This is a genomic window from Stakelama flava, from assembly GCF_019351405.1.
Lineage (GTDB): Bacteria > Pseudomonadota > Alphaproteobacteria > Sphingomonadales > Sphingomonadaceae > Sphingomonas > Sphingomonas flava_A.
In genome coordinates this window covers 51421-64311 of record NZ_JAHWZX010000016.1, presented here as the reverse complement: position 1 = coordinate 64311, position 12891 = coordinate 51421, and the positions used below count along the sequence as shown (strand labels likewise).

Sequence of the window (12891 nt, the reverse complement as noted above, 5' to 3'; positions counted from 1 at the left end):
CGGACCAGCCCTTGCCAATCGCTTTGCCGTGCGGCGGTTGGTTCAGCCGGCTTTTTCGGCCTCATGCTTGTCGGCGCGCTCGATCGCTTCGCGCACGATCTGCTTGGCCTCTTCCGCATCGCCCCATTTGCCGATGCGGACCCATTTCTCGCTTTCCAGGTCTTTGTAATGGGTGAAGAAATGTTCGATCTGCGCCATCACGATATCAGGCAGATCAGTCTTCTCCCCGACCTTGGCGTAATAGGGAAAGGTCGAATCCTCCGGCACGCAGACCAGCTTTTCATCGCCGCCATGTTCGTCTTCAAGATTCAGCACCGCGATCGGGCGGGCGCGCACGACGCAACCCGGCACGAAGGGCGAACGTGCGATGACCAACGCGTCGAGCGGATCGCCGTCGGGCGACAGCGTGTGCGGAACGAACCCGTAATTGGCCGGATAGCGCATCGGCGTGTGCAGGATGCGGTCGACGAACAGCGCGCCTGATTCCTTGTCGAATTCATATTTCACCGGTTCCCCGCCCACGGGGACTTCGATGATGACATTCAGGCTGTGCGGCGGATTCTTGCCCACCGGCACCATTTCGATTCGCATGAACTTCCCTTATTTCGGTTGCAGCAGGCGATCGAGACCGGTCGTTCCGGTTCCGATCTTTTGCATGTGCGGATAGCGCAGCCCCTGATGATAGTCGATGGCGATTTCGCGATATTTGCCGTCGCCCTTGATCAGCAGCGTGATCGGCTGCTTGTTGCCCTTGGCGTCGGTTACGGCCTTTTCGATCGCATCGGCGCTGTAATCCTTGCCGTTCACCGCAACGATCGTATCGGCGATGTCGAGGCCCTTTTCAAACGCAGGGCTTCCCCAGGCGACTGAATTGATGTCGCCATCCTTGGAAATGCCCAGACCCAGCGAATAGGAAAGGTCGGCGCTGCCCTTCTTGGTCCGTTCCTTGTCCAGATCGCTCTTCTGATCGGTATAGACCAGCTTATAGCCATCCTGTTCGAACCCGGCGGTTACATCCTTGGGATGCAGGTCATAGACCCATTTTTTCAGGAACCCCATCCAGTCATAGGGCTGAATCTGGTTCAGCGTGTCGGCGACGTCCTGCATCGTATAGGTGACTTCGCCCCAATCACCGTCGCGAATGCCGAAGAATGCCTTTGCGAAGTCGTCGAGCGATTTTTTGCCTCCCGACTGGTCGCGCAGCATCGCATCGACCTTCATCCACATCATCAGGCCTTCGTTGTAATAATCCTCGCTACGCTGATAGTCGCGCCAGCCGATCGGCTTGCGGTGCGCGATGATCGGATCGTTGGTCGTATCGATCAGCGGGCGCCAGGTGCGGCCGGCCATGCTGTCATAATAGGCCGCGATCCGGGCATAGGCGTCCAGCGTCTGCTGCTTGGTGTAGATGCCCGACCGGTTGCCCAGCACATATCCCCAGAACTGGGTCTGGCCTTCATAAACCCATAGCAGCGAATCGCGCATCGGCATGCGGTAATCGGGGGTCCACAGGTCCGCGCCGCGGCGGAATTTGCCGTTCCAGCTATGGGTGAATTCATGCGGCAGCAGGTTGCGGCCGCCCGCGCCGTCGTCCCATTCGGTGAAATATCCCGGCCCCGGATTGTTTTCCGAACTGCGGTGATGTTCCAGCCCGATACCGCCGATTTCGTCGGACAGGGCGAGCAGGAATTCGTAATGATCGTAATGCTGCGCACCGAACAGCTTCACCGCTTGGTCGACCAGCCGCTTGTGCGCGTCGATCTGTTCGGGCGTCGCTTCCAGTTCCTTGGGATCGTCGGCGAATACGTTCAGATCGACCTTCGGCGAAAGCGGGAATTCCTTGTAATAGCGCCCCGCGAAAACGGGCGAATCAACCAGCGTCTGATAATCGGTCTTGTCATAGACATAGCTGTCGCCCTTTTTCGTCGCGGGCAGACCCGAAACCGCTGTCCAGCCCTGTGGATAGCGGACCGTTACGCGATACGGGATGTCCCGGGTGAAATAGCCGGCGGGGTACAGCGTCATCGACTGGAACTGTACGTTCATGATGTCCTGCCCCACGACCACGCGGCCCTGATCCGGACTGGTGGCGGAAAGGAACTGGAAGCTGGCCTTCACTTCCTTTGCGCCCTGCGGAACGTCGATATGGAACGCGGTGACATCGACCTTGTCGCGTATCCAGGGCACTTCCTTCCCGTCAGCAGTGATGCGCAGCCCCGCGAGCTTTTCGATCTGCCCGCGCGGCGAATGATGGCCCGGCAGCCAGTCGGGATAGAGCAGCGCCATCGGCCCCGATGCGCTGACGGGGATCGTCTCCTCGACCTGAAAGATGCGCTGATCGAGGTTGGTCGCGTCGATATTGACCTCGACCGTTCCCGGATAGGGGGTGTCCCGCGCATCGGGGATCGTATTTTCGATCGGCACGGGCTGCGGTTTGGACCGTTCCTGCGCGAACGCCGACGTGGAGGACAGGAGCACGGCGGTGGTCAGCGCCAGGCGAACGATCATCGGCAACACCTTTCGATGGAAATATGGAAAACGCGCGAACAAGTATTTCAGGCACCGGTTATAGGAAACGAACCTGCCGCGTCCAGTCCGGCGGCGTATAAAAGCCCCGCTCGTAATGCTTAACGGCTTGCTCATCCTTTTCAGGCATCGCGATGGTGTCATGTATCACGATCCGAAACTGGCGGGGGAAGCCGCCGCCGATCCCCGCCCGCGCTCCGCCGTTGGCGGCGGTGTGGGGCTGGCGGGGCTTGCCGGACTGATCCTGTGGGTTGTGATCGCGCGCCATTACGGCATGGATGGTCCGTTCTCGGCCTTGATGAACCTTGTTTTCTGCGGCGTGCCGATGATCGCATGGTCGCTGGTCGTCGACAGGGTGCATCGCAATGCGAGCACGGGCATCGACTGGACCAGCCCGCGCCGCTGGCGCGATACGATCGATGTGTCGTTAACGAAGCTTGCCGGGCTGTGGGTTACCTGGGCGGGTATCGCGGGGCTTTATGCCACGGGGCGCTTTTACTGGCTGGATGATCAGGCGCATTATCCCTTTGCCATGTGGTGCCTGTCGAGTGCCGCGCCGTTCCTGTTCGCCGCGTCGATACCCTATATCCTGCTGCTCGACCGGTTTCTGGTCGAGCCACGCGACGGGTGCTGGGCGCTTGGCGCGTGGCTGATGGGACTGGATGAACGGATCGAGCGCGAGGCGATTTTCAATCATCTGCGTAGCTGGGGCGTGAAAGCATTCTTCCTCGCCTTCATGCTGGCGATCGTGCCGCCGGGGTTCGCCCAGTTCGTGCGCACCGATTTCACTGCGGTCCGCGCCGATCCGGTCGCGCTTTCGCAATGGCTGATCACCTTCATGTTCCTTGTCGATGTCGCGTTCGCGACCGTCGGCTATATCGTCACCTTCCGTCCCCTCGATTCGCACATCCGCAGCGCCAATCCCTTTGCCGCGGCATGGATGGCGGCGCTGATATGCTATCCGCCCTTCGTTTTGATGGGTTCAGGCGGTCCGCTCGACTATCACCCCGGCACGGCGGACTGGACGCACTGGCTTGCCGGCCATCCGCTGCTCTCTGCGCTGACCGGCGCAGTGCTGGTCGGGCTGACCGCGATCTATGCCTGGGCGACGGTGGCGTTCGGCTTTCGCTTTTCAAACCTTACCAATCGCGGGATTCTGACGCACGGGCCATACCGCTTCACGCGCCATCCGGCCTATCTGGCGAAAAACCTGTTCTGGATGCTGTCCACGCTTCCGTTCCTCACCACCGGAAGCTGGAGCGACGCCGCGCGCGCCTGCGTGCTGATGGGGACGGTGGCTGGGGTCTATTACTGGCGCGCCCGGACGGAGGAGCGGCATCTGGGCCTCGACCCAGAGTATATCGCCTATTCGCGCTGGGTGGAGCGCAACGGCCTCGTGCCGCGCTTCTTCGCATGGACCACCGGCAAGCCGCGCGCCATCCGCCCGACCGCGCTGCCCCCGCGCGACTGAAATTTTCAGAACTTGCTGTCGCGATACAGCTGGCAGACATCCTCGTCCCAGGCATGGACATAGCGGTCGAGCATCTGTTGCGCGGGAACCTTGCCGCTCCGCACGATTTCGCGCAGCGGATCGAGAAAGCCGGTTTCGTTGTCGCCCGAAGCATTCAGCCGCCCGCGCGCGGCAAGCCCGGCGTTGGCGATGTCGAGCACCTCGCCCGCAATATCGCGCAGCCGGCGTCCGCCGGGCACCGGGGCGTCGAGCGCCAGCCGGGGGACCGAGTCACGAAGCGTCTGGCGTTCCTCTATCGACCAGCGCTTTACCAGGTCCCATGCCGCGTCGAGCGCCTGCGAATCGTAGAGCAGCCCGACCCACAATGCGGGCAGCGCGCAGATCCGCCCCCATGGCCCGCCATCCGCCCCGCGCATTTCAAGGAAGGTTTTCAGCCTGACCTCGGGAAAGGCGGTCGACAGGTGATCGGCCCAATCGTCCATCGTCGGCTTTTCGCCGGGAAGCACCGACAGTTCGCCGTTCAGGAAATCGCGGAAGCTAAGGCCCGCCGCGTCGATATATCGGCCGTCGCGATAGACGAAATACATCGGTACATCGAGCGCATAGTCGGTATAGCGTTCATAGCCGAAGCCGTCTTCGAACACGAAGGGCAGCATGCCGGTGCGGTGCGGATCGGTGTCCGACCAGATATGGCTGCGGAACGACAGAAAGCCGTTGGGCGCCTTTTCGGTGAATGGCGAATTGGCGAACAACGCGGTCGCGAGTGGCTGCAGCGCCAGGCCGACGCGGAATTTCTTCGCCATATCGGCTTCGGATGAATAGTCGAGATTGACCTGGATGGTGCAGGTGCGCAGCATCATGTCGAGACCGAGCGAACCGACGCGCGGCATGTGGTTCGCCATGATGACGTAGCGGCCCTTGGGCATCATCGGCAGGTCGGCGCGCGCCTTGTCGGGCCACATGCCTAGCCCCAGAAAGCCCAGGCCCAGTTTCTCGCCCACCGCCTTTACCTGTTTCAGGTGGCGATCCGCCTCCCCGCAGGTCTGGTGAATATTTTCGAGCGGCGCGCCCGACAGTTCCAACTGACCCGCGGGTTCGAGGCTGACCGTGCCGTCGGGACCGGAAAGCGCGATCACTTTCCCGCCCTCCTCGACCGGGGTCCAGCCGAATTCGGTCAGCGCCATCAACAGGTCGCGGATGCCGCCGGGTTCGTCATAGGACGGGGCGTGAAGGTCATTCAGCGAATAGACGAACTTTTCATGCTCGGTGCCGATTCGCCAGCGCGCGGCGGGCTTCTCTCCGCTCGCGAAATACTCGACAAGCTGAGCACGATCCTCGATCGCGACCGCGTTGCTGTTCGAAACCGTTTTCGTGCTCATGGCCGCGCCATGTAATGCCACCGATGCGGATTCGCCAGTGCCTTACCAGTCACCCGCCGCCGCCATCCAGAGTGACGTCGCTGCCGCAGCAGCAGTATCGGCGCGCAGGATACGCGGCCCCAGCGAAATTCCGACCGCTTGCGGCAACGCCTTGATCGCGGCGCGTTCTTCGGCATCGAAACCGCCCTCGGGGCCGATAATCACCGCCGCCGGACCGGGCCGGGCGCGCATTGTTTCCAGCGCCGGAGCGCCGCCTTCTTCATCGGCGAAGAACAGCGTGCGGCCTTCCGGCCATCCTTTAAGCAGCGCGGTAAGCTTCACCGGATCAGCGATTTCGGGAAGTGCGGTGCGGTCGCATTGTTCGGCCGCCTCGATCGCATGGGCGGTGAGGCGATCGTGTTTCAGCTTGTCGACCACGGTGCGCCGGGTGAGCACGGGCACGACCCGCGCGACGCCCAGTTCGCACGCTTTTTCGACCATCCAGTCGATGCGCCCCTTCTTGATCGGCGCCATGACCAGCCAGAAATCGGGGACCCGCTCGCGCTCGCGAAGATGGTCGGTCACTTCCAGCGTGAGCGATCGTTTCTGCACATCGCGCGCGATGCCCAGCCATTCGCCGCTGCGATCATCGAACAGTTTTACCGGGTCGCCGGGGCGGATTCGCATCACCTGAACCAGATAATGCGCCGCGCCGCCGTCAAGCCGGGTCATGGCGCCCGCGCTGATCGGTTCGGCGACGTAAAGGCGCGGCGTGGATTGCGGAGGCCAGGCGGGCGTTGCGGGCATGGACGCCCCAGTAGCGCCATGTCGCAGGCGCAGGCAATCCGGCTTCAGCCGGTGGCGAGGTTTAGTGAACGCACCAGCAACCGGTCGATCGGTTCGTCGAAACGGCATCCGATTCGGCCATTCTCGTTCCAGATTACCGTGGCGGCGATCGGGTTCGATCCCGCCAACAGGATTTCCACGCTCGCGCCATGCGCTTCGCCCGTATCGATCGCGAGGCGGCAGCCATAGATAGAGATATCGAGCAATGCCGCTTCACTCGGCGGCTCGCCGGGCGTGCCCATGCGCGCGCGAGCAAGAAAGGCGCGCTGGCGCGGCGTTGCGCGCTGTTCGAAATCGGCTTCGGGCGAAGCCGTATGGCGTTGTGCTTGCGCGGTCACGATTTGCTCCCTGATTCGGTATCGATCCTGCAACAAAACAGTAAAGTCCTGATTAACCGTGCCGCAACGCAGGTTCCGCAACGCGTGACTTTGTGGCAGCAGGCAGGCCATGAGCCAGCCCGACACCGTCGCAGATACCGAATATCGCGGCCTTCTTGCCCTGCTGCCCCGCCGCTTGCGTCCCTTCGCGGTGCTCGGCCGGTTCGAACGGCCGATCGGCTGGTGGCTGCTGTTCTGGCCCGGCGCTTGGGCAATCGCGCTGTCGGGCGGCCTGCCGGCGCACTGGGCGCTGCTTTTATGGTTCCTGTTGGGGGCGATCGCGATGCGCGCGGCGGGGTGTGTCTATAACGACATCGTCGATCGCGATCTCGACCGGCAGGTGGCGCGCACCGCCAGACGCCCGCTGGCGAGCGGAGCGGTGTCGTTGAAAGCCGCTTGGGTATGGCTGCTGCTGCTATGCATGGTCGGGCTGCTGGTGCTTGTGCAACTCAATCCCGTCGCGATCGGTATCGCGCTGGGCAGCCTGTTGCTGGTCGCGGCCTATCCGTTCATGAAGCGGATCACCTGGTGGCCGCAGGCATGGCTCGGTTTGGTGTTTTCCTGGGCAGCACCGGTGGGATGGGCGGCGGTCACGCATGACCTGCCGCTGCCCGGCGTTCTGCTCTACGCAGGCTCGATCTTCTGGGTGATCGGGTACGACACGATTTACGCGATTCAGGACATTGAGGATGATGCGATCGTCGGCGTTCGATCGTCTGCCCGGCGCATGGGGCGGCATGTGCGCGGCGGGGTCGGGCTTTGCTATGCGATCGCGCTCGCGCTCTGGGCCTTGAGCATCTGGTGGATGCGGCTCGACTGGGTCGCGCTGCTGGCGCTGCTTCCCATGGCGCTTCACCTTGTCTGGCAGGTCGCGACGCTCGACCCCGGCGACGGGGCAAGCGCGCTGCGGCGCTTTCGTTCGAACCGCGATGCGGGGCTTTTGATGTTCGCGGCATGCTTCGTCGTCGGCGCAACGCTTTGACGAAAGCCGCCTGCCTCCCTAAATCGCGAAGATGCTGACACCCGATGAAGCAAGGGACCGCGCCTGCGCGGCCATAGAACGCGCGATAAAGGCGGGGGCCGATGCGGCCGACGCCGCACTTTCCACCGATGCTGCGCTCTCCGTTTCGGTGCGCCTCGGCGCGCTTGAGGAAGTCGAACGATCGGAAGGTGCCGATCTGTCGCTGCGCGTGTTTATCGGGCAGCGAAGCGCGAGCGTATCGACCGGCGAACTGGATGATGGCGCGCTCGACGACCTTGCCCAGCGCGCAGTCAGGATGGCGCGCGAGGCAAGCGAGGATCGCTGGGCGGGCCTTGCGCCTGAAGAGCGGCTGCTGAACGGCGCGCCGCCCGCGCTCGATCTTGACGACGGGGCCGAGGTCGATCCTGAAATGCTGAAGGCCGATGCGCTTGCCGCGGAAGCCGCTGCGCGGGGCGTGGAAGGCGTCACCAATTCCGAAGGCGGCGGGGCGAGCGCCAGCCGGGTGGTGATCGCACTCGCCACCAGCCACGGTTTCGCGGGCGCCTATGCGCTGACCAGCCATTCGCTGTCGGCCAGCGTGCTTGCCGGGACGGGCGAGGGGATGGAGCGCGATTACGCGCATCATTCGGCACGGCACCGCAAACACCTCGAATCGCCCGAAGCGGTGGGACGCCGCGCTGGTGCGAGAACGGTTGCAAAACTGAACCCCGCCCGTATCGGCAGCGGGGCGATGCCGATCATATTCGATCCGCGCATCGCGCCCGGCCTGCTCGGTGCCTTCACCGGCGCGATTTCGGGCGGACGGATCGCGCGGCGCACCAGTTTTCTTCAGGATATGCTCGGTAAGCAGGTTTTTGCCCACGGCATCACTGTGCTCGACGATCCGCACCGCCCGCACGGCCTGCGTTCGCGCCCCTTCGACGGCGAAGGGCTGCCCACCTCGCCGGTTACCATCGTCGAGAACGGGATGCTCGAAACCTGGCTGCTCGACAGCGCTTCGGCGCGCCAGCTCGGGCTCGAACCGACCGGTCACGGATCGCATGGCGGCGGGGTTGCGACCAGCAACCTGTATATCGCCGCAGGCACGGCTTCGCCGCAGGCGTTGATCGGCGATATCGAAAACGGCCTATGGGTGACCGAGCTGATCGGGCAGGGCGTCAATCCGGTCACCGGCGATTACAGCCGCGGCGCGTCGGGATTTCTGATAGAAGGGGGAGAGATCACCCGCCCGGTTGCCGAAATCACCATCGCGGGCAATCTGAAGGACATGTTCCGCAACATGACGCCGGCCAACGATCTGGAATTTCGCTACGGCGTCAACACGCCGACCTTGCGGGTCGATGGAATGACGGTCGCGGGTGACTGATCAGCGGTACGACGCGCTGCGCGCGATCGCCGCCGAAGCGGGCGCGCTTGCGCTGTCGCGCTGGCGAACCGATTTTCGCCGCTGGGAAAAATCGCCCGGCAACCCGGTGTGCGAGGTCGATCTGGAAATCGATGCGCTGCTGCGCGACCGGTTGGGGGCGCTCGATCCCGAAGCGGGCTGGCTGTCCGAAGAAACCGCCGACAATGCCCGGCGGCTGGGCGCGACCCGCATCTGGGTGGTCGATCCGATCGACGGGACGCGTGATTATATCCGCGGGCGCGAAGGATGGGCGGTTTCGATCGCGCTGGTCGATCACGGCCATCCGGTCATGGGCGTGCTTGAAGCGCCGGCGCGCGGCGAACGCTGGCATGCGATTGCCGGACAGGGCGCCTATCGCGACGAGGAGCGGCTGATCGCCAGCGACCGGAGCGAGCTTGCCGGCGCGCGGGTTCCCGCCGATGCGCTGCCCAGGGCCGATCGCGATTTCGCGATGGTGGCAAAGCCCAATTCGATCGCGCTTCGCATCGCCATGGTGGCGGCGGGCGAGGCGGACCTGCTCGCGACGCTGCGCTGGGGCAATGAATGGGACATCGCGGCGGCAGTGCTGATCGCGCGCGAGGCGGGGGCGGGCGTTACCGACGCGCTCGGCCGCCCGCTTGCCTTCAACACGCCGGAAGCGCGCGCCTTCGGCGTGCTGGCGAGCGCTCCGGGCATTCATGACGCCGCCGTCGCTCGCCTGGCCGATCGCGCCCGGGCAGTGATCGGCCGGGCGGAGTAGCGTAGCTTAACAATCGATGCGGCCAATTACCGCGCCGTCCGGTTTGTCGAGCGCATCGATCGCGGCGATGTCGTCTTCGTCGAGCGACCAGCCGAGCGCGCCGAGATTGCTTTCCATGTGATCGGGATCGGCGGCCTTGGGGATTGCCGAATGGCCCTTGTCGATATGCCAGCGGATGATGACCTGAGCGGCGCTCTTGCCGTGTTTTTCGGCGACCTGCTTTACCGCTTCCTCCTCGAACGCTGCGCCGCGGCCAAGCGGCGTCCATGCCTGGGTAACGATCCCGTGGTCGCTGTTATAGGCGACCAGTTCGCGCTGCTGGAAATGGGGATGAAGCTCGATCTGATTCACCGCGGGCACGACCCCCGTCGCATCGATCAGGGCATCGATATGGTCGGGCAGGAAATTGGACACACCGATCGACCGGGCGCGCCCCTGTTCGCGCAGTTCGATCAACGCCTTCCACGTATCGACATATTTGCCCTGCGCGGGGCAGGGCCAATGGATCAGGTACAGATCGACATAATCGCGGCCAAGCAACGCCAGGCTTTCCTCGAACGCGGCGATGGCCTCGTCATGTCCCTGCCGCTCATTCCATAATTTTGTCGTCAGAAACGCATCATCGGATGCGGCGAACCCGTCGCCGACGCCGCGTTCATTGTCATAGGCGGCGGCGGTGTCGACCAGGGCATATCCCATGTCCAGCCCGCGCCGGACGGCCGATCCGGCTTGTGAATCAGGGATTTTATAGGTGCCGAGGCCAAGCGCGGGAATCTTTCGCCCGTCGGGCATGTCTAGCATCGGGGTGTCGGTCATGAAGGTTCCTTTCGCATACGCCCTTGTGAACCGATGCGCGGTGCCGCCGGTTCAATCCGCTGGCGAAAGTGTCAGTTTCAGGCCGCCGCGCGGACGCAACGTTACCAGTCCGACCGGATCGGGCGGCGCACCTTCGACCAGTGCGAAGCGACGCGCGGCGATCCAGTGGGCGAGGATCACCAGCGCTTCCGTCTGTGCGAAGCGCGCACCGACGCAGATACGCGGACCTGCGCCGAACGGTAGATATTGAAAGCGGTGGCGGTCGGCTTCGCGTCCCGGCGCGAAGCGATCGGGATCGAACGCGTCCGGATCGTCCCACAGATGGCGATGGCGGTGGATCAGCCAGGGCCAGATCGAAACGATATCGCCCGCGCCGACTGGTTCGCCCGCGAGCATGTCGTCGGCGACCGCTTCCCGGTCGAATCGCGGGGCTGGCGGATAGAGGCGAAGCGCCTCGTCCACCACCTGTTTCAGATAGGGCAGACGCTGCGGCAGGGTGGCGGGATCGCCGGTCAGCGCCGCCTTCGCCTCTTCGCGCGCGCGTTCCTGCACCTGCGGCGCGCCTGCCATCAGATAGGCCGCCCAGCACAGCGTGTTGGCGGTGGTTTCGTGCCCGGCAAGATAGAAGGTCGCGGCATTGTCGATGGCAAGCGCGGTCGCCTCGCTTCGCGAAAAGCGGGTGTTCAGATCGCGGATCATGCCGCCCAGAAAATCCTCGCCGCCCTCCGGCCCGCGCTCGCGCACGATCGCGGTCAACGTCTCGCGCAAATAGCGCTGCCCGCGCGCTCCCGCCCGCGCGACACGGGTAAGGCGAAGCGTCGGCAGGCCAAGGATCGCGCTCAGCCGCACCGACCCCGCCGCCTCCAGCGCGGCGGCGATGTGCCGGGTCGCCTGCGGTGTCACCAGTCGCGGGTCGGCGGAAAACAGCGCTTCCGCGATAATTCGCATCGTGGTGTCGGTCGCGGTTTGCGCGACATCGATCGTGCCGCGTTCGGGCCAGTCCGACATCGCGCCGCGCGCGGCATGCGCCATGGTGGCGATGAGCCCCGCCACCGCGCCGGGGGCGAAGCTGGGCGCGACGATCTTGCGCTGCGTGCGCCACAATTCGCCGTCGGCACTCAACAGGCCGCGCCCGACCAGCGGCGCGATCAGCTTCTTGACGATTCGCGGCTTGTGATAATTTGCGGCATTGGCAAGCAGCACCCGCTCCACCGCATCGGGGTGACGCGGGATATGGACGACCAGCCGGCCCAGCTTTCGCCGGGTATGCCATTGGCCGAACGCCGCGTTCGACCAGCCGGCAATGGCGTTGCGACTGTGTTCGCCGAACAGTGACGCCCAGGGCCCGGCCACCCGGTCGAGCCGGTCGGGATGTGCGGGCAGGAAACGGGGCGTGTCCATCGCGTGCTATGGTACACCGCCACGCCGCGGCTTCAAAAACGTTTCAGCTGGTCGAGCAGCCAGCGAATCCCCGCATCCTGCCGCAAGCGGCTGTGCCACAGCGCCGACAGGGTGAAGCGCACGCCGGATGTCCGGGTGTCGAGACAGACGGTGCCGAGCGTCGGTCCCACCCGTTCGGCCAGCCGGCGGGGCACCTGCGCGACCATATCCGTCGCGGCGACCGCGGCGATGGCCGTGGTTCCTTCGTATACTACCGAATCGGGCACTTTTCCGCGGGGTATCTGCAACCCCGCGACATCGGATACCTGACGAATCTCGATCATCGCGCTGGGCAGGCCGAAAGGATGCACGGTGCCGACCTGAAGCAGCGGGAAACGGTCTATCTCCTCCAGGTTGACCCGCCTTCGGACCAACGGGTGGTTCGCAGCCGCGATCCAGACGAATTCGTCGTCGAAAACGGCTTCGGTAACGAACCGGTCGGGAACATGTTCGAACAATCCCATCGCCAGATCGACCGAACCCGCTTCGAGCAGCGCGGGCAGTTCCTTGTCGAGCGGCACCAGGCGAAAGGTGATGCCCGGCGCCGCCGCGCGTGCCCAGGCGATCAGTTGCGGCGCGATCAGCGTGCAGAAATACGAACCGACCGCCAGCGTGATCGTGCGGTGCACCGTGGCGGGATCGAACCGGCCGGAGGCGAGCGCGCCGCGAAGCTGAACCAGTCCGGCATGGATTTCGGGGCCCATTTCCAGCGCGCGGGCGGTCGGCTGCAACGACCTGCCGGATCGCACGAACAATGGATCGTCCAGTGCCTCACGCAAGCGCCGAAGGGCATGGCTGACCGCCGACTGGGTCAGGCCCAGCCGGTCGGCGGCGCGCGTCGTGCTGCGCGATTCGAATAGCGCGTCGAAGGTTTGCAGCAGGTTGAGGTCAAGCTGGATCATGAATCTTGCTCATACTAATCGGGCCAAAT

General features: G+C 64.2%; 12 protein-coding genes. 4 read left to right on the top strand and 8 right to left on the bottom strand.

Annotated features, from left to right (window positions below):
* Positions 1-42: 42 nt before the first annotated feature.
* Both ppa and KY084_RS14285 read right to left on the bottom strand, forming a co-directional pair.
* Positions 43-591 carry an inorganic diphosphatase gene (gene ppa, locus KY084_RS14290; RefSeq protein ID WP_219239155.1) on the bottom strand — a complete coding sequence of 183 codons (549 nt, stop codon included), beginning with the start codon at positions 589-591 and terminating at the stop codon, positions 43-45.
* A 9-nt stretch (positions 592-600) separates the two neighbouring features.
* Positions 601-2508, bottom strand: coding sequence for a M61 family metallopeptidase (locus tag KY084_RS14285; protein ID WP_219239154.1), 1908 nt, complete (start codon positions 2506-2508; stop codon positions 601-603).
* Positions 2509-2668: 160 nt separating this feature from the next.
* Here KY084_RS14285 and KY084_RS14280 point away from each other — a divergent pair, with 160 nt between their 5' ends.
* Entirely contained in the window at positions 2669-3997 is a 1329-nt protein-coding gene (locus KY084_RS14280; RefSeq protein ID WP_219239153.1) for a methyltransferase family protein, read from the top strand.
* 5 nt (positions 3998-4002) lie between these two features.
* Here KY084_RS14280 and KY084_RS14275 read toward each other — a convergent pair whose 3' ends face one another.
* From KY084_RS14275 to KY084_RS16625, 3 genes are read right to left on the bottom strand one after another with little or no spacing between them, the layout of a single operon-like run.
* Positions 4003-5376, bottom strand: coding sequence for a glutamate--cysteine ligase (locus tag KY084_RS14275; protein WP_219239152.1), 1374 nt, complete (start codon positions 5374-5376; stop codon positions 4003-4005).
* A 42-nt stretch (positions 5377-5418) separates the two neighbouring features.
* On the bottom strand, positions 5419-6162 hold the full coding sequence (locus KY084_RS14270; protein ID WP_219239151.1) for a 16S rRNA (uracil(1498)-N(3))-methyltransferase: 744 nt from the start codon (positions 6160-6162) through the stop codon (positions 5419-5421).
* 44 nt (positions 6163-6206) lie between these two features.
* Positions 6207-6539: a PilZ domain-containing protein gene (locus tag KY084_RS16625; RefSeq protein WP_219239150.1), complete on the bottom strand. Its 333-nt coding sequence runs from the start codon at positions 6537-6539 to the stop codon at positions 6207-6209.
* 109 nt (positions 6540-6648) lie between these two features.
* Between KY084_RS16625 and ubiA the strand changes: the two genes are divergently transcribed.
* From ubiA to KY084_RS14250, 3 genes are read left to right on the top strand one after another with little or no spacing between them, the layout of a single operon-like run.
* Positions 6649-7560: a 4-hydroxybenzoate octaprenyltransferase gene (gene ubiA, locus KY084_RS14260; protein ID WP_219239149.1), complete on the top strand. Its 912-nt coding sequence runs from the start codon at positions 6649-6651 to the stop codon at positions 7558-7560.
* A gap of 31 nt (positions 7561-7591) precedes the next feature.
* The gene (locus KY084_RS14255; protein ID WP_219239148.1) at positions 7592-8926 is read left to right on the top strand and encodes a TldD/PmbA family protein; all 1335 of its coding nucleotides are present in this window, start codon (positions 7592-7594) and stop codon (positions 8924-8926) included.
* On the top strand, positions 8919-9704 hold the full coding sequence (locus KY084_RS14250; RefSeq protein WP_343228033.1) for a 3'(2'),5'-bisphosphate nucleotidase CysQ: 786 nt from the start codon (positions 8919-8921) through the stop codon (positions 9702-9704). Before KY084_RS14255 ends, KY084_RS14250 begins: the two co-directional genes overlap by 8 nt.
* A 6-nt stretch (positions 9705-9710) precedes the next feature.
* On the opposite strand, the gene KY084_RS14245 is transcribed toward KY084_RS14250, so the two are convergent.
* The 3 genes from KY084_RS14245 to KY084_RS14235 are packed head-to-tail and all read right to left on the bottom strand — an operon-like array spanning position 9711 to position 12862.
* Positions 9711-10520, bottom strand: coding sequence for an aldo/keto reductase (locus KY084_RS14245; protein ID WP_219239147.1), 810 nt, complete (start codon positions 10518-10520; stop codon positions 9711-9713).
* Positions 10521-10571: 51 nt separating this feature from the next.
* Positions 10572-11921, bottom strand: coding sequence for a cytochrome P450 (locus KY084_RS14240; protein ID WP_219239146.1), 1350 nt, complete (start codon positions 11919-11921; stop codon positions 10572-10574).
* A gap of 32 nt (positions 11922-11953) precedes the next feature.
* Positions 11954-12862, bottom strand: coding sequence for a LysR family transcriptional regulator (locus KY084_RS14235; protein ID WP_219239145.1), 909 nt, complete (start codon positions 12860-12862; stop codon positions 11954-11956).
* Positions 12863-12891: the final 29 nt, after the last annotated feature.

Excerpts from the sequence above, each read along its gene's own strand:
- ppa (WP_219239155.1), bottom strand. The coding sequence starts at position 591 with ATGCGAATCGAAATGGTGCCGGTGGGCAAGAATCCGCCGCACAGCCTG.
- KY084_RS14280 (WP_219239153.1), top strand. The coding sequence starts at position 2,669 with ATGTATCACGATCCGAAACTGGCGGGGGAAGCCGCCGCCGATCCCCGC.
- KY084_RS14285 (WP_219239154.1), bottom strand. The coding sequence starts at position 2,508 with ATGATCGTTCGCCTGGCGCTGACCACCGCCGTGCTCCTGTCCTCCACG.
- KY084_RS14240 (WP_219239146.1), bottom strand. The coding sequence starts at position 11,921 with ATGGACACGCCCCGTTTCCTGCCCGCACATCCCGACCGGCTCGACCGG.
- ubiA (WP_219239149.1), top strand. The coding sequence starts at position 6,649 with ATGAGCCAGCCCGACACCGTCGCAGATACCGAATATCGCGGCCTTCTT.
- KY084_RS14275 (WP_219239152.1), bottom strand. The coding sequence starts at position 5,376 with ATGAGCACGAAAACGGTTTCGAACAGCAACGCGGTCGCGATCGAGGAT.
- KY084_RS14270 (WP_219239151.1), bottom strand. The coding sequence starts at position 6,162 with ATGCCCGCAACGCCCGCCTGGCCTCCGCAATCCACGCCGCGCCTTTAC.
- KY084_RS14245 (WP_219239147.1), bottom strand. The coding sequence starts at position 10,520 with ATGACCGACACCCCGATGCTAGACATGCCCGACGGGCGAAAGATTCCC.
- KY084_RS14235 (WP_219239145.1), bottom strand. The coding sequence starts at position 12,862 with ATGATCCAGCTTGACCTCAACCTGCTGCAAACCTTCGACGCGCTATTC.
- KY084_RS14255 (WP_219239148.1), top strand. The coding sequence starts at position 7,592 with ATGCTGACACCCGATGAAGCAAGGGACCGCGCCTGCGCGGCCATAGAA.